The following is a 16,508-nucleotide window of genomic DNA, read 5'->3' as shown; positions in this document are numbered from 1 at the left end:
CAATCTATTCTCGTGCGGGCGTTCTAGCAGATCGTTCCTGCCCAGAACAATGCAAGACAAGCCAGCGGCCGAATGGTTCGGGAATGAATTTTCCATGCAGATGGGTAAACTGGGAAATTTCTGCTCAGCGAGCCGGGGCATGCTGAAGGGGCGGGGAAATATTGCCTGGACCGTTGAAGGCGACTGTAAGGCCGCTGATCTGCTGATCTGGTTATGGCACGCTCCAAGAGCCAAGAGCCGGCACCGGCTTTGGTGTGTCGCCTTTGGCTCGGTCGAAACCATCCCAGCCGCTAATCTTCGCAAAGGCAGAGGGGGCGTGTCGAAAAGCGATTTCGCTGCCCCAATCTTCCAACACTGGCCCGCAATTGCGAATCTGATCTGCCGGTGGCCGCGATGAGAGTTGAGGATTACGCTTATTTGCGGGTCACTATCAGGCCGGTCGAGCCCTGCAGCAACTGGGGTAGCAGCGGGCGATTAATGATTAATGATTAATGGCTAGGGCAAGCTCGAGTTCACCTTCGGCCTGATCGAGGCGGGTCAGGTCAGGAGGAACGACGAGATCGGATGGCCGCCAGCGCCGGAGCGATCGTTCCGAATTCGCCAGACCGGATCACCGGGGCGACTGCAGTGAGCTTGAATTCTGCATGCAGCTGGGCAGGCTCGACCAAGCTTCTGACTACTTGGGCCGTCGCCTTACAACGACATGCCTCACGCAGCCCCCTTGCGCACTTCGCCAAGTCGCTCGCCGGCATAGCGGTCGTGACGGATCGGCCCCCACCACCATTCGTTCTGGAGATACCAATCGACCGTCCTGGCGAGACTGCCATCGAAGCTTTCGCGCGGCGCCCAGCCGAGATCGCCCCGGATCTTTGAGACGTCGATCGCATAGCGACGGTCATGGCCCGGACGGTCAGGGACGAAGGCAATCAGGTCACTATGCCGCCGGCCGCCGGGCCGTGGCCGTCTGTTGTCGAGAATGTCACAAATCGCCTCGACCACCGCGAGGTTGGTGCGCTCCGAGCCACCTCCGACATTGTAGCTCTCGCCCACTGAACCTCGCGTCGCGACCATGTCCAAGGCTCGTGCATGATCGTCGACGAAAAGCCAGTCGCGCACACTGCTGCCCCTGCCGTAGATCGGCAGCGTTTTCTCGTCGATCGCATTCAAAATTACGAGCGGGATCAATTTTTCGGGAAACTGGAAAGGACCGTAATTGTTCGAGCAGTTCGACACCAAGACTGGCAGGCCGTAAGTTTTGTACCATGCGCGCACCAGGTGATCGGATGCAGCTTTTGACGCCGAATAGGGCGAGGATGGTGCATAGGGTGTCTGTTCGGTGAAGACACTGCCGTCGAAGGGTAGATCGCCGAACACTTCATCGGTCGAAACCTGGAGGAAGCGAAACCGGCGTCTTTTCTCGCTGGGGAGTCCGCGCCAATATTCCAGCGCCGAATTCAGCGTTTGATAGGTTCCAACTATGTTGGTCTCGATGAAGGCAGCAGGTCCAACGATCGACCGGTCGACGTGGCTTTCGGCGGCCAGATGTATGACAATGTCGATTTCATCGCGATTTAGTACGTCTAGAATCGCCCTCGCGTCACAAATGTCGGCGTATTCGAATCTGTAATTATAGGCGTTTTCTATCGATCTAAGTGAAGCGAGATTTCCAGCATAGGTAAGCTTGTCGAGATTGGTCACACGATGGGCCGGATTGCTGCACAAATGCCGGCAGACTGCCGAGCCGATAAAGCCGGCCCCCCCGGTTACGAGAAAGTTCATGCCACCCTCCTAATGCAATCGCAAGCCGCTCATGCGAACAGCTCGGTGAATACCGTCGACGCCTCGACGTCATTCAAAATTAGAACTCCGCCAGCCATCACGGGCCATCCGACGCGGATGGCAGGGTCCTCGATGAAACAGCTTGCTCGCAATGCTTCGGCAAATAGGTATCGGCGACATCCATAGGGCGAGGGCGAGGGCGAGGGCGAGGAAACCGTGCGCAAAGAGTTTCCGCACCCAGGATTTGATTGCCCTTTCCGCGGAAATCTGTCGTGCCATCCGTTTTCCGAATGTTTTGAGCTGCGTCCATACCGACCGCACGGTCAAGCACATCGCTTCGGACGACACGCGACTGCATGTCCTGAGCATGTGGTGGAAATTGATGGCAAAGCTCCCTCAACACATCTGTGGTGGCGAACAGGAGTGATGGGCCTAGACCAAACAGCGTTCAGGCCCAAGTCTGAAAACCGTTCTCGTTGTACGTTTTGGCGAAGAAGCCCCGAGCACCCCGAATCATTTCTGCACGATTTCCAGCATGCCTTCGAGACCGAGTGGTCTGATCCCAAGCAGCGAGGAAACCGACGGCTGACTGCAGTCGAGCATCGCTAAAGCGATGCGGCCGTAGGTGGTGACATCCTCGAAGGTGGTGACATCCTCGAACCTTCTAAAGGAACAAACAGCTTGTCACCATTGTGGTCGATCTCGATCACCTCACTTTTGCGGCTCAAACGTTCCGCAAAACCTTTGTGGAAGATGATGGCGTTCATATAGGCAAAGGTCATCGCCAGCGCCTCGGTTCGCAGCGGGTAGTCAACCAACGAGTGAATGAGAAGAAAAGATACTGAGAGAAATGCCGCCTTCTGAAGAGAATCGCGGCGAGCCCTAATCAATGCTGCCAAAAGCAAGATAAAGTATCCTATCATCAGAGCAATAGCAGGCATCCCACCTTCAAAGGCTATCTCAAGGTAATCGTTGTGGGCATGGTTCACATAGTTCTTGAAAATCATGCCTTCCCTCTCGTATATTTGATAAGCCTGCTGAAAGTTGCCGAAACCGACACCTGTCGCCCAATTTCCCTTGATTCCCTCTATTGTGGTGCGGGCAAATTCTCCTCGCCCGAATGCCGGATCGACCACTTCTGCATCGATCTTAGTCCAAGCGCCTATCGTGTAGGCCGAAAGCCCTATGAAAATCAGGAGAATACTAAATCCACTCACTCTGGAACGAGCTGAAAGAAAGATGACGGACAATACGGTTATCGCCAGTCCAATCAGAACACCAGCGCGGGAGCCGGCTGCCAAAAGAAGCAGCAAAAGCGCTATCAAGCCGAAGGATCCGGACAGAAGATGTCCGCGGAACAGACCGTAGTAGACAACGAAGGGAATAGTCACAAAAAGCAAAGCCGAAAAATGATTCACATTGGCAAAAAGCCCGGCATTAATCGTAAAGGGCAACAGCCCGACAATAGCGATGTCATCAGAGAGCGAATATTGAATCGCCCCAGCCAAACCATTGCAGACGACGCCTGTGAAAAAGAACGGAAGAAGCGCGCCGACCTGGTCAGCACGCAGACGCAATATGGCTAGAAAAAACGCCACTGCGGCCAAAAGGTAAAGCAGACATTCAACCGTGCGGCCAACCCCTAGGCTAATGAAGCGAAATCGGTTTTCTCCAACCCAAGGATCTCCGAGCAGCGGCTCTGGCCGCAACCCGTCGAATATGGCCGCAGGCAGTGGCACGATTTGTAGAACAGTCAACCCCACGGCGAAAGCCAACATCCACAGAACCGAACGGGGGCTTTTTTGGCCAGCGGTTTGGGTGAAGACGGCCGCCGCCGCGATAATTGCAGCGACTTCCATCAGAGTGTCCGTGTAAAGGCCGCTCGCAGTCCCACCGCCGATCAGCAGTGACATGCACAACACCGATCCGAGAAGATATTTATCCCATTCCGACGACCGGTCGTTCAAGATGGAACTCTCTCGATGCTCAACTGGTGCATTATCAATGTACCGACATATCGAAACCGCCAGCTCTCGGCAATGGCGGCAGTCTGCAGCCTCAGCAACTGCAATGGGCACGCAGCCGGTCCGACCGAGAAATCCCGGCTCAGCTTTTGACGATTATACGTTCCCTCCGGAATGTTGAATCGCGCTATTTCTCCCGCCGGGTCAACACATCTGATCGACCAGAACAAATCCTTTGGAAGCTTAAGATTCCTTGCCGAGGCAGTCAGCGAAATCTTGTAGGAGCCGGGCGGCAGCGCAACGTATTGCTCAAGAGCTATGCCCTTGACCGGCGTATTCAAGAAGCGGACCGTCGCCCCGCCCTCACCCTCCACAGCATGTTGGGATGTCGCAAATGTAACTTCCAACCCCGACTGATCGCGGAGTTGCCAGTCGAAAGGCCTGCCGCTCGCCAGCGGTTCGAACGTGCCATTGAAAATGTACCCCCCCAACTTCCGCTCTTGATCAGAGAGGCTGAATAAAAACAGCCGATAAGCTGGTTCATATTTCTTTTGAAGGATGTAGCCACTGATCACAGTGGACAGTTCGCTCGGCTTCGGCGGTGCCGTTGACCCGAGCAAATCGAGCAGAAGCCGATTTGCGAAATCGAGTCCCTCGGGAGTTTTGCTAAGAGTCGCGAATAGCCTGGCTCTCCAGGGCGCCTCGGCCCGAATGGCCGTCAGCACGGCTTGGTATCCATCAGGATCTGAGAGAATTGCCGGCAAGGCATCAGCGACCGCTGAAAACTGGTCCGGCCATCGCCGCAGCAAAATATCGATCTCGCCAACGGCCTTTGACAAGTCAGCCGTTTCGACCGCGCGGGTAATGGATCTCTGCAGCGCATGGATTTCTGTCTTGGACAGTTTTCTTGCTTGGTCAAAGAGTGCATAGGCCCCGTCTTTTTCGCCTTGCCGGTATTTGATTTCACCGATCAGGCTGTACAGACGCGCATCCGCCAGATTAAAAGCGAGCGCGCCTCTGGCCCTGTCAAGCGATGAATCAAGATCGGAAGCGTTTTTCGTATCGTTCAGGTCACTGGTGATTTCAGCTATCAATGCGTCGACGTTGAACGGATCCAGCGCAAGAGAAAGAGCCGGTGTTTCTGTTTCAAGAAATCGACTTAGCCCGATCGAGGAAGCCACCAACACTAGAACGGACGCGACGAACCAAACGACTGAATGTCGGAGACTTTGCATAAGCGGGCTGGCTTGCTCCATCATCGACTTTGCCCTCAATCTTTGGAGTACTCGTCTCCGTGCCGTAGTTGTAATACTGATAGTTCATGTATTTGTAGGCGTAGTTGTAGTCGAACTTGTTCACCGCAAACTTTGACATCGCGGCTCCGACCACGTTCGCGCCAGCAGCCCGCAGGCGCTTCAACGCGGTCTTGGCCGACTTGCGCGTCACCTGATTTGTCGAGATGACCATCAACGTGCCCTCGGCGAGCCGGCTCAGAATAGGAGCATCCGAAAGGCCGACGATCGGCGGCGCGTCGATGATGACAAGATCGAAGCGCTTACCGAGATTGGTTATGATCAGAGCCATCTTCGGTGAAGAGAGCAGATCCGCAGGATTTGGAGGGATCGTTCCAGAAGTTAGAACGGTCACATTGGGGTATTTCGTCGCCCTGAAGATGCTAGCGAGATCGTCCTTGCGAACGGTGTTTGTCAGCAGATTGCTCAGCCCAATCGTGTTGTCCAGACCAAATAGGCGATGAAGGTTCGGTTTTCGAAGATCGCCGTCGACAATGAGAACTCTTGCGCCGAGCGATGCAAAATCCTGCCCGAGCTTGAACGACGTGGTCGACTTACCTTCCGAAGGCTCAGAACTCGTGACGACCAGCGACCGTGGCGCGCCTTCCGCGCCGGAGAATTGCAACGAGGTCCGAAGCGAGCGGTAGGCCTCCGACAGTCCGGATTTCTGATCGGCGATACTGGCCATGAGTTCCCGCTCATCGACGAGCGGCAAGATGCCGAGCATCGCTAGGCCCAGCTCCTTTTCAACCTGCTCGGGATTGGTGAAGGTGTTATTCATCAGCTCGATGACATAGATAACGGAGGCGCTCAAAACCATGAAAAGTGCGAGGGCGATCGCAACGTTTATGGTCAAGCGCGGAGAATAAGGGCGATCAGGTACGGTTGCGAAATCTACGATCGCGGCACTTTGCGTCTTGAGCTCAGAGCTGACACCAACCTCATTCAGCTTGGCAATAAGATTGTCATATTGCGACCGGTTCGAATCGACCTCGCGCTTCAGGATTGTATATTTGATGTTCTTGTCGTTGAAGATAACCTGCTGTTTTTCCATCTCAGCAAGTTTGGCCTTCAGATCGGCCTCCTTGTTCTGCGCCTCCTGATATTTCAGCCGCAGTGAATCCGTTATGGCAAGCACGCCGTTGTTATAGAGGCGTTGCAACTCCTTGATCTGTGACTGAAGCTGCTGCATTTCGGGAAAGCCGGGCTTAAGAATGCCCAGCTTCTGCTGGTACTGGCTGGTCAAATCTGCCAGCTTTTCACTGAGTTTCTGCAGACCTTCGCTTTCCAGAACGGGCGCCAAGCTCGAACCGCGGCCTTTATCTACCTGGTCCACTACCCGCCCTGCATCGAGACGGTCCTGGATCGCAGTCGCTAGGGCGGTGTTCAGCGCCTCGATGTTCGACCCTATCAGCGACTTGTCGTCACCGGTTATTGTGATGCCGGCATCCTTCGCATAAGCGACCAGATCCTCTTCCGATTTCTGGAGCTTTTGCTTCACCTGCAGAACCTGCTCCTGGATGAATTGCCTTGCCAGATCAGAGGTCTCGCCGGTTTGATCGAGGCGTTGATCAATAAAGCTTTGGGCGACCTGGTTGGCGACATCGCTCGCATATTTTGCATTTTGATCGACGAACGTGATCGACAGCAGACTTGTGTTGGTGACTAGACTAACCGTGAGGTCATCAAGAACGCGTTTGATTGCGATGTTCTCACGTTTCTCCGGCGTCGTTTCTTCAACAGAAGGCGTCTTTGAGATTCCGAAAGCACGATAGAAAATATTGCTGAGCGAGAAACTCGGCGTCGGAAAGAGGAAGTCTGGCTTTTCGCCAAGTCCCAATTGAAACACCACACGCTGCGCCAGTGCGCGGCTCTTCAACTTCTCACGGGCAGTCAGAAATGCCCGTATGTCGGCGTTTTCAGAAACCACCTCGATGTCCTGGAAGACCTTGGCCGAGGGAACCACTACCTCCAACTGCGTTGTTGCCTGATATTTCGGCGTCTGCATCATCGTAACAATGACGCCGGCAATTAGTCCGGCTGCCGCCATCATTGCGATCAGCCAGCGGTATTGGACGACGTAAAAGAGCAGCTTGAGCGGATTGAAGCCCTGTTCCTGCTCCGAATAGTCGCGACCGTAAGGGCTATAATTCTGCGCACCGTCATAATACAGGTCGGCGGAGAGGGCCTGACCGTGTCCTGGACCTGCTATTTGATGCTGCCTGTTGCGATCGAGCATGGTCGGAGGTTATCCTAAATTCGTCTAGATTTTGACTGGCCGTGAATCACAAGCCTGGAACCACAGCAAGCCGAGCTGCACTTGACGCGACACCGAGGGCGTCCTTGAGATTGTTCATCGCAATTTTCGATTTCGAGGCGAAGACCACAATCTTGTCGCCGCCATAGATGCGTGGATTGCGGCTTTTGCCACCACGAATCTCCTCAACGTTGTAGTTAGCAACCAATGTGTTTGGGCCGATATTGCGATAGATAAAGACCTTTTTTGCATCCCCAACGGTGTTGAATCCTCCAGCAAGTGCGATCGCATCGATGAGAGAAGAATTGCTCGTCACCGGATAAATACCGGCTTTGTTGACTTCGCCGTCGACGGTTATGCGTTGTCCAATCGATTCCTTTACGAAAATCGTCACGTCAGGTGACTGCAGGTATTTGGCGCCATAGGTGGTCTCGATCTCCTGCTCCAGCTGACGGACGGTCTTTCCTGCCGCGGTAATGGTGCCGATAAGCGGAAGCGATATCTGGCCACCAGAGTCGACTTGAACCGTTCTGTTTAAATTGTCGACCTGAAACACATTTACCTCGAGCACATCGTTCGGAGACAGAGGCTGCTCGCTGCCGTTCTGTGTGTTTTGCGGCGCAGGCAGTTCCTTCACCACCCGCAGAGCGCCGCCGCCTGAAAGTGGCGTGGACGACGATGTCAGTTGAAGCGCATCAACGGACGAGGATGGTGTTGTCGCCGAAGTGCTCGTGCATGCCGACGTTGCGAGTGAAACGAGCAAGACGAATACCGCACCCATATGGCTTCGTGCAAAACGAAAAATGCCCATCACGCTGTCCCGCCTTTGAACAACCGGCCAAATCCGCCAAACCGGCCGCCGTTGCCGGCGTTTGGCTTTGTCGGACGTGCTTTTCCGACCGGCTCGATGGGCCGGTTCGCCAATATTTCGGTCGGACGTTTCAACACCATATTGCGGGCCTCGTCTTCCCCACATCGCTTGGCAGCAGCAGCAACCGCCTGCGAAAGCCCAGGACGCCGGCGGGTAGCGCTATGCGTATCGGATGCGATAATATCCACCCTGCCCTCGTCAATCAGCTTTTCCGAATAATAAAGCGCCGTGCGTCCAAAAGCACCAACAATCGAGTCTGCGGTAAGCTGGATAAGGCAGCCGACTGCATTCAACCTCTCGATAACGTCGTAATTCGTTTTGATCCAGGTCAAACGCTCAGGGTGAGTAAGAATCGGAATGAAACCGGCGGTTATGAGGCGCAGAGCAAGATCTTCCATCCGTGGCGGTAAGACATGATGCGGCGGTTCGAACAGAAAATAGCGCGACCTGTTCAAAGTCGGCACACTGCCGGCCGCCAACCGGTCCGGAAGATCCGGCGCTATGTGAACATCGGCGCCGACGTAAAGAGCTAGCGGTATGGCCGCGTGGCGCAGCGCCCGGTGCAACTCCTGAACCGCCCGAACAATGTTCGATGTTTCGTTTTCGTATACGCCGGGGGTCACGTGCGGCGTGCACACCATGTGGGTCGTTCCGTCGGCCACCGCCAGTCGTGCCATTTCCAGCGACTCGGCAAGACTGGGTGAGCCGTCGTCGACGCCGGGCAAAATATGGGAATGCAGATCGATCATGAGCGTTTGTGACTACAACGAAGCAACATGGCGACGTCATCGCAAAAAACCAGAAATGCGTCGCCCGCAGGACGGCGAGTGACGCGTTCGTCAAGCTCATGCAATAAGATGAATGCCCGGGCCCAGCTACTGGCTGACAGAGTTGTCATCATACAGGCCGATGACCAGCGCCGCACCCACAACAGCGCCCAATAGAATTGGGGGCAAGGAGAGAGCCCACGCCCAATGTATCCAGCGCTCTGTGTATCCAGCGCTCTGTTCATCTCGCCTTCTATGGGATCGAATTTGATCGTCACCGGAATGTCGAAACCGCAATTCGCACCGACACGCAGCAAAGCCGAAGATTTCGATCCAGTCGGGACACAAGCGCCGGGATGGACCGGCGCTCCAGTCCTCATCCCGATATAGCCGCCAGCCCCAGACATCCGCACGTCGCCTTAGGCTTGAGCGATCCGACCGATACACCAGCGTATAAGCCATGGCACTCCTGTCACCGACAACAAGCACATAACAGAAGCGCACCGCGCCTCTGCTGCCATTATCCTGTTGTCTACAGCCAGCTCAGTCGCTGACGCCGTGATGTTTGTCCGCCGTCGCTGCCAGAATACCGGCCCCAAGAGCCATGCCGCCAAAAATGAAGAGCGGCGTGTTGTTGCTTGTGTTGGTATTGCCCGTCTGGGCGGTGTGCTCAGAACCGAGGACATTGAGGCAAATCTTGTTCTCGACGCGGGAGATATCGAGGGTCGAGTTCGCCGGGACGCTCAGATTGCAGCCACCGACATTAACCGAAGCGGAGCCCTTGGCGCCAACCACGACACGGCTGCCGAAATCGAGCGCACCGCCCGCTTGCGCCGGGCCATAGCCAGCCACCTGCGAGATCATCACGTCGCCATTGACGCTGCCGAGCGATCCAATCGGATTTACGCCGTTATAGGCGGTTGCACAGGTGCACGACCCATCCTGCGCGAAAGACGACACCGGGGCGAAGCCGGCCAACACAACAACTCCGGCCAACGCACTTTTCAAAACTAGGTTCATCCGCATCAATCCTTCTGTCCCACGTTACCTGAGGCCCACCCAACCGCTAAGGTACTCAAAAGCGCGTAACAGCTTTCTGCGCCAATTCCAACCCGTTTCGCATCTGCGAGATAATTTTTGGTTTCGGTGTGGTTGATTGAACACACTATTAGAATATCGTAACGAGTCATCTTTACAGCCGGCTAATAGCAGGCTACGGGCGGGCCGATCTGCCATTCCTTGTGGCCGGTAACGCTACAGTCGCTCCGACGCGTTACACAAAATCTTGTAATCGACCGTGTCCTTATATCGCCCACCCTTTCGTCCGAAACGGGAGATGAACCTTGCGCGCAAGACCTGTAGGTCGAGCCCGCCTGAGTGGGGTGTCCAAACAGGGTCTCGCGTCTCGCTTCGATAACCACCACACACACAGATGCATGCCGCGGGAGGTGAGGCGTTGCCCAACGACGCGATCACGAGGATTTGCGTGGATGTTGAGGCTTGGCAAATGCGGCACCGGACAGCACGACGTTGAGGCCGCGACGCGCAATCATCAACTGCCTGGATGGCGCTTAGACTCGAAGCGCTCAGCGTGCACCGACCCGTCTAGGATGTTGCAGGTGAACGAGGAATCGTGGATTTCGCACGTGCCAGGTCTGACGGGTCGTCAGGTGAGTCCCAATGCGCGATCAGCACAGGTGAGGAAAATCGTTGTGATGATACTCGTGCCCGACAGACAACGGCTGTTACGGCGCGCCGAAGAAAGGTCACCCGACTTCGGTCGAGCCCCAACACACTGGTTTCGGGAAACCGCCGCCGCTAGTGTGCTGTAGGCAACCGGTGGACGTCAAATGCCCATTCGACGTTCGACAACCTCAAGCTCGACAAGGTCTACTATGTCGGTTGATCTAGCAATGTTGATCACAGCGTCAGCAGTTACGTAGAATTGGTCATAGTCCAAGCCGGGATCTCCGCCCTCATCCACAATTTGCGTGGAAAAGTGCGGCGCTGAGTTGCTTATTGTGGCCCTCAAGCCCCCCGTTCTCCCCAGGTCAACCCCTGAACCAACTGCAAGCACACTCGCGCTTCCCTGGCAGACGAATAAAGGGTACTTGATAACCGCCATGCCACACCCTTGCGAAAAGGCTCGCAACGTCAGCTCGATTTGTCGATATCCGTTTCCAATTTCTTGGACGCCATAATTATGCTTCAACTTAAAGGGGATCACGATACTTTTTGCCCCCGCATGAGCATTCGATGAATGCAGAACCACTTTGTAGTGAAGTACTGGTGACCAACCTAGGTAAGGAACCTGCTTTACTGACGCGGTTTTCATTCTGACGCCAGGCGCCAGTTTTCCGCCTGACGAGTAATCGCGATAGATGCTGCTGTCCAGACCTGACAATTCAAAACCGTCAGTTGTTACATTAATCACTGTAAATGTTAACTTATTGACTTGCGTCATTCCCTCAACGCCATCGATTCTGACTACGTCACCGTTTGAAAGATCATGTGATGGGGCGGTTACAACCGCTGGGTTAGCCCTGGTTATGCCCGTGATCGCAATCGCTGAACCCCTCGCGCCCCACTCATCAGTTGCGATTAGCAGAATCGGCTCTGCTCGCTGTGCAGTTCTTTGGATTGTCCTGCGAACATTAGCGGCTGCGACTGACTGTTCATCAACCTCCACAAACCCTATGAAGCTTGTCCTGGCATCGACGTCAATGGTCGGAACCTTGCACCGTGTGATGTACAAGCCACGCACGTTCGTAGCGCCAAGACCACCATGAAGGCTTTCGACGTCCTCGTAAACCCGATCGTAAAGTTGGCCCAGATACCGGTACGCAGGGAGGAGCAGAACGCCGCCGCCGCCGGCCACGAGCGCCCCGGAGGGATCAGTCGCCTTCACCCGTTTGGCGTGGCCACCCACGCAGCGAAGCCCTACTGACGGCGCTTCTTGGCGAGGGAGCATCGTCTCGGTGATGTCCTCGAATTTGGTTTCAAAGGACGGATGACATTCAACGCTGGCTACATTGTTGAGGCCCTCCAATCGTTGAACAAGAGTGTTTCGAGCCCAGGAATTTGCGTCTATGGGATGTCTGCATCCCTCCGCATAGATGTCTCGGAATGTGCTATTCGCTGAAGCACTGGAAACATTGATTGCGTAGCGGCTATTGAGAAGCCGCAGCCGCTCGCCGAGCACGCCCTCACACTTACTGACTATAAGGCAATCGATCCCGCCCGGTTCTCCCTGTGCGCTGTCACCTTCTAGCGTTGCGCCACAGAAATATGGCGCTCGGAGATTTGTGAAGTCTAAACGAGTACCGGCCACGCACCTCCAACTGACCCTTTCAAGTGTGAGGTAACCTGAGCGGTACACAGAGATTGAAGTCTCAGTCAGAGCGAAATCAAAATTGCTCGGTTCGGCCAGAGAGACCTTGTTCCCTGAAATCAATCCGACCACGCCGAGCATCTGCTTATGGTAGCCATACGACGACTCAACTGGTGTATCGGTGTCGAGATAGATTAGGTCGCCAATTTGGATGCCGGCGGCGCTGGAAATCCCTATCGTTCGATCGCCCCACTCCACAGGCGACGTCAACGCCAAGTCAGTTGCGACGGTCGTTCCATGAAAATTCACGCACGGATTGCCGCTGTTGATCAGCAGCCGCGCGCCCCCTTGCGAGAAGATGCGCAGAACCTTCCCGGCGGCGATTTCAAACGAGACCGCGTTAGCAATATTTATGTCCCGGCCAGCCGGCAACTCCAATGAGCTATTGAGCAGCAGAGCCAAGTTGACAGCGGCTGAAAAGGAACTCGCGTCATTCGTCACACCGTCGCAGACCGCTCCAAGCATCTGAATATTGAGGTTTGACTCTGCGATCTCCCACCATGCCCCATCGAGCGACTGGAATTTTCCCGCGTGAAGAGGTTGAGAAACAACTCTCCTATACAGTGCCGCGCCACCGTCTCCCACGGCTGAATACCCTTCGACCCGAAGCAGCTTGGTCCCCACAGGAATACTAAGACCCGACGCCACAGTCTTCGCTGCGTAGGTGGGGATGTTGCCTTGCTTCGCCGAATGTGACGCATCGCCGACGCCGGACACAGCAAATGCTTCGGCCGCCGACGAGGTGGGAGCACGTGAGGCAAATGCGACGATCGGAGCGGCTTTCAACAATGAACGACGATTCGTTATTCGCTTTCCCAACTAACAGCCTTTTTTTCGATTGAGTGTGCAAGACAGATAGGAAACCATTTTGCAGTTGGCGAGACAAAAGCACGTGACGAAGGAAGCCAATGACGGACTAGTGCTTCCGCTATTGCCGTCGCACGAAAAGCGCCTGCCATTCTCGCTTTTTGACTTCGTGACAGGGTCGCTACCTCCTCCAGATAAGAAGGAGCAGCGCCGCTGTGTCCAATTCTCTTAAGAGTTGCCGTCCTCGGCTTGGAAGAACGGCCTGTCAGATCTCGCCAACCGGGCACCGCAAAGAGCCGTAGCGCGGTCGGCGCGGAAATCTGACAGAGCTGCCTGCGGCACCTGAGAAAGGTGACCTCTATGAACGTCTGCCGATCGTGCAATTTCGGAAACACTGGCCCGAGGCTCAAAACGGCGCCGCGACCAGCCGGTTCTTCTCTTCCCGAGACCAGCGCCCATGCCTCCATGCCTCTGCCGATTGATCACTTCAATCTGATCGACATGAGGAGTCGGGCTCCGATCCTGATCCAGGTCGAAGCGAACGCGCGATGGCCGGTGGATTTCGCCGACGACCAGTTCGCCTGCGGCCGGAGGTTCCGCGCACTCAACATCGTCGAGCGCGAATGCCTGGCGGCGATCCGGATACGTCGATCTCCGGGGCGCCGGGGTGGCGTGTGAATTGACGGAACTAATCGCCCGCAGCGGGGGCCCGGCATTGTCGTCTGTGCACCGAGTTCACCTCGAACGCCATCTTCGCCTTGTGAAGGATCATCAGGTGGAACGGCAATACATCGCGCCGGACGAGCCGATGCAGAGCGGCTATGTCGAGTCGACCATCCGGGTGGACCGCGGCAGGCGTCTTTTCCCGTGTTAGACTGCCGGCATGGAGATCGGCTGCGGCGCGGCGATCAGGATGAGATTCTCCCAGATCGCCGCGCTATAGATCGGCACCGACAGGATCGACTATGCTTTCTGGGCCTGCTTTGGCTGACGCCACATGACGAGAGGCGCGCCTGGAAGGGAGGGTCGATTGGTATGCTTCGGATCGCGTTCACCAGAAGGGGCTAATCACGACTCCAGCAAACAAGGCGAAGTCAAATGGCTTGCAGCATGCGGAGGAGCTGTTCTGACCCTGGTTCACGCGGCTGGCACCATGAGCGCTCACGCCAAGAGTTGCGCAGTGCTCTTGGTTTATGAGGCCCAGCAGCCAGCTTTATCTGCTGCGATTGTCAAGGGGCTCCGATTCCATCGAAGCAAGTCATCGAGCCGCGTGATTGGGGTGTCGGCGATGCGGGCGAGGACGTCTGTAAGCCAGGCTTGCAGAGGACGTCGTTGAGCTGGCGGTTTGATCAGTGTCGCCATTAACGCGGCCCGATCGGCGCCTCAATCGGAGCCTGCAAACAACAAGCTTTCCTGCCGAGAGCAAACCACGCAGCGCCCGTTCGGCGGCGTCATTCGTGAGACAAATTTGGCCCCGTCGCTGGAGTGGGCCCCTCGGGCCGGACAGGATGGTTTTCGGTAATTTGACCGGGCAGCCGGGCTTTCAGAGGATGAAGGCCCATGGCAAAGCACCGAACCCACAGCGTCGAGTTCAAGCGGCAGGTTTCGCAGGAGTATTTCGGCCGCGAGACCCTGCATGGGCCCGGCACAGCGCCTGGATCAGCGGACCGGGGCCACGATTTGCCTTGAAGAGTGGATCGTAGCCGCTGCAGGGCTGCAGGCGTCCGCCTGCAGGATGCTGCCAAAGGTCTTCATGACGCTCTGGATGTTCCCAGCCGCCGATCGCACGAGGAACAGTAAAGTGCTGCCGGCGGCGATTACCCGCCGGTCGGCCGGTCGGCCCTGACATAGGTCCAAAAACGGCCTGTATCGGTATCGCCGCGGGCCAAAATCGGAACTGTCATCTCCATGAAGCCGATCGGCGGCAAGCTCATCGTCTCGATTAACGCGTGCACCGGCTTCGGCAGCGGCACAGGCTCCGATCTGATCGGTCAGTGTGGAGAGGCTGATGCCCTCGCGAGCATAGCACTCGCTTTGCCGATTCAGTGGCCGGTGCTCGGCGAAATTCTCGCACAGGATCATCGGCAAAGGGTCCGGTCCAGCCGCGTAGCGCTCGAGCTTCTTGGCACACTGGCAGGCGCCCTGGCCGTGATGCCAGATGACCTTGATCAGACCACCCTGTCACCACTGTGACCGGGGTCCGACACAGCGCTGATCGAAGGCTCCGCGTCGTCGCCGATTGCTCAACCTGTGGCCCAACAGCTCAACAGAGACGGTCGAGTTCTAATCTCATTCGATGAAAGTTCAACGGCGAGCAACAGTTGGAAAAGCATTGGCCGGGAGACAGGTCGTATATTGATTATTTAGATCATCGTTGACGCAGATCAGCAAACAGCATGAAGGAAGCTATCCACTCCAGCCTCAATCACACAACTTCCCTAAAATACTCAATTGTGCGACGGAGTCCCTCTTCCAACTCTATCTTTGGTTCCCACCTCAGCACCTCCTTGGCCTTGGTGATGTCGGGCCGCCGCTGCCGCGGGTCGTCCTGAGGTAGAGCCATCTTAACGATTGGAACAGAAGAGCCGGTCATACGCAGCGTTCTTTCGGCTAACTCGCTAATGGTAAATTCCGTCGGATTCCCAATATTAATCGGTCCGGTCACCGAAGTATCTGAGTCCATGAGTCTTATCAGGCCGTCAACCAGATCATCCACATAACAGAACGAGCGAGTTTGACCTCCGTCTCCATAGATCGTAATAGGGCGACCGCTAAGTGCCTGGACTATAAAATTCGAAACCACCCGTCCGTCCGCCAAATGCATTCGCGGACCGTAAGTGTTGAATATCCTGGCCACTTTTATTTCGAGCCCTAATTGTCTATGGTAATCAAAAAATAGAGTCTCTGCACACCGCTTGCCCTCATCATAACATGATCGCGGCCCTATTGGATTTACGTGCCCCCAGTACTCCTCAGGTTGCGGGTGAACTACCGGATCACCATAGACTTCGCTAGTTGACGCCTGGAGAATCCTACAACGAAGACGTTTGGCCAGACCGAGCATGTTGATCGCGCCGTGTACAGATGTTTTTGTCGTCTGAATGGGATCGTGCTGATAATGAATAGGCGAAGCTGGACAAGCAAGATTATAGATCTCATCGACTTCCACGTATAGTGGGAGCGTTACATCGTGCCGGAGAAATTCAAAACGTGGATTGTTATGCAAGTGATCGACATTTCTCTTCGTGCCGGTAAAAAGATTGTCGACACACAAAATCTCATGTCCCGCGTCAATTAACCGGTCTATCAGATGCGAGCCTAGGAATCCGGCTCCCCCTGTAACAAGAATTCGTTTGCGATTGCCATAGGTTCTCGTCATG

At 55.4% G+C, this 16,508-nt stretch carries 9 protein-coding genes and 2 pseudogenes; 1 reads left to right on the top strand and 10 read right to left on the bottom strand.

What is annotated here, in order from left to right; translation table 11 throughout:
• Positions 1 to 708 precede the first annotated feature (708 nt).
• From rfbB to NKI52_RS22660, 8 genes are all read right to left on the bottom strand, one after another.
• Positions 709 to 1,779, bottom strand: coding sequence for a dTDP-glucose 4,6-dehydratase (gene rfbB, locus NKI52_RS22695; protein WP_352699707.1), 1,071 nt, complete (start codon positions 1,777 to 1,779; stop codon positions 709 to 711).
• Between the two features lie 605 nt (positions 1,780 to 2,384).
• Positions 2,385 to 3,692, bottom strand: a complete 1,308-nt coding sequence (locus NKI52_RS22690) for an O-antigen ligase family protein (RefSeq protein ID WP_352699705.1) — start codon at positions 3,690 to 3,692, stop codon at positions 2,385 to 2,387.
• A gap of 50 nt (positions 3,693 to 3,742) precedes the next feature.
• Positions 3,743 to 4,924: a tetratricopeptide repeat protein gene (locus NKI52_RS22685; RefSeq protein ID WP_352699703.1), complete on the bottom strand. Its 1,182-nt coding sequence runs from the start codon at positions 4,922 to 4,924 to the stop codon at positions 3,743 to 3,745.
• Positions 4,890 to 7,274 carry a GumC family protein gene (locus NKI52_RS22680; protein ID WP_352699701.1) on the bottom strand — a complete coding sequence of 795 codons (2,385 nt, stop codon included), beginning with the start codon at positions 7,272 to 7,274 and terminating at the stop codon, positions 4,890 to 4,892. The genes NKI52_RS22685 and NKI52_RS22680 overlap by 35 nt, the downstream gene beginning before the upstream one ends.
• Positions 7,275 to 7,320: 46 nt before the next feature.
• Entirely contained in the window at positions 7,321 to 8,103 is a 783-nt protein-coding gene (locus tag NKI52_RS22675; protein ID WP_352699699.1) for a polysaccharide biosynthesis/export family protein, read from the bottom strand.
• Complete coding sequence (locus tag NKI52_RS22670) at positions 8,103 to 8,912, bottom strand: tyrosine-protein phosphatase (RefSeq protein WP_352699697.1); 810 nt, start codon at positions 8,910 to 8,912, stop codon at positions 8,103 to 8,105. The genes NKI52_RS22675 and NKI52_RS22670 overlap by 1 nt, the downstream gene beginning before the upstream one ends.
• A gap of 561 nt (positions 8,913 to 9,473) precedes the next feature.
• Positions 9,474 to 9,956: a hypothetical protein gene (locus NKI52_RS22665; protein ID WP_352699752.1), complete on the bottom strand. Its 483-nt coding sequence runs from the start codon at positions 9,954 to 9,956 to the stop codon at positions 9,474 to 9,476.
• Between the two features lie 820 nt (positions 9,957 to 10,776).
• Positions 10,777 to 13,110, bottom strand: a complete 2,334-nt coding sequence (locus tag NKI52_RS22660) for a ubiquitin-activating E1 FCCH domain-containing protein (RefSeq protein WP_352699695.1) — start codon at positions 13,108 to 13,110, stop codon at positions 10,777 to 10,779.
• Between the two features lie 525 nt (positions 13,111 to 13,635).
• Here NKI52_RS22660 and NKI52_RS32765 point away from each other — a divergent pair.
• A pseudogene (locus tag NKI52_RS32765) lies at positions 13,636 to 13,960 on the top strand (hypothetical protein); the annotation flags it as partial.
• Between the two features lie 359 nt (positions 13,961 to 14,319).
• Here NKI52_RS32765 and NKI52_RS32760 read toward each other — a convergent pair.
• Positions 14,320 to 15,228 (bottom strand): annotated as a pseudogene (locus NKI52_RS32760) (IS66 family transposase); the annotation flags it as partial.
• A 325-nt stretch (positions 15,229 to 15,553) separates the two neighbouring features.
• On the bottom strand, positions 15,554 to 16,507 hold the full coding sequence (locus NKI52_RS22635) for a UDP-glucuronic acid decarboxylase family protein (RefSeq protein WP_352699691.1): 954 nt from the start codon (positions 16,505 to 16,507) through the stop codon (positions 15,554 to 15,556).
• Position 16,508: the final 1 nt, after the last annotated feature.

This window comes from Mesorhizobium sp. M0590 (genome assembly GCF_040320905.1).
GTDB lineage: Bacteria > Pseudomonadota > Alphaproteobacteria > Rhizobiales > Rhizobiaceae > Mesorhizobium.
This window is presented reverse-complemented; position numbering and strand designations above follow the sequence as displayed.

Excerpts from the sequence above, each read along its gene's own strand:
- rfbB (WP_352699707.1), bottom strand. The coding sequence starts at position 1,779 with ATGAACTTTCTCGTAACCGGGGGGGCCGGCTTTATCGGCTCGGCAGTC.
- NKI52_RS22690 (WP_352699705.1), bottom strand. The coding sequence starts at position 3,692 with ATGTCACTGCTGATCGGCGGTGGGACTGCGAGCGGCCTTTACACGGAC.
- NKI52_RS22680 (WP_352699701.1), bottom strand. The coding sequence starts at position 7,274 with ATGCTCGATCGCAACAGGCAGCATCAAATAGCAGGTCCAGGACACGGT.
- NKI52_RS22675 (WP_352699699.1), bottom strand. The coding sequence starts at position 8,103 with ATGGGCATTTTTCGTTTTGCACGAAGCCATATGGGTGCGGTATTCGTC.
- NKI52_RS22670 (WP_352699697.1), bottom strand. The coding sequence starts at position 8,912 with ATGATCGATCTGCATTCCCATATTTTGCCCGGCGTCGACGACGGCTCA.
- NKI52_RS22665 (WP_352699752.1), bottom strand. The coding sequence starts at position 9,956 with ATGCGGATGAACCTAGTTTTGAAAAGTGCGTTGGCCGGAGTTGTTGTG.
- NKI52_RS22635 (WP_352699691.1), bottom strand. The coding sequence starts at position 16,507 with ATGACGAGAACCTATGGCAATCGCAAACGAATTCTTGTTACAGGGGGA.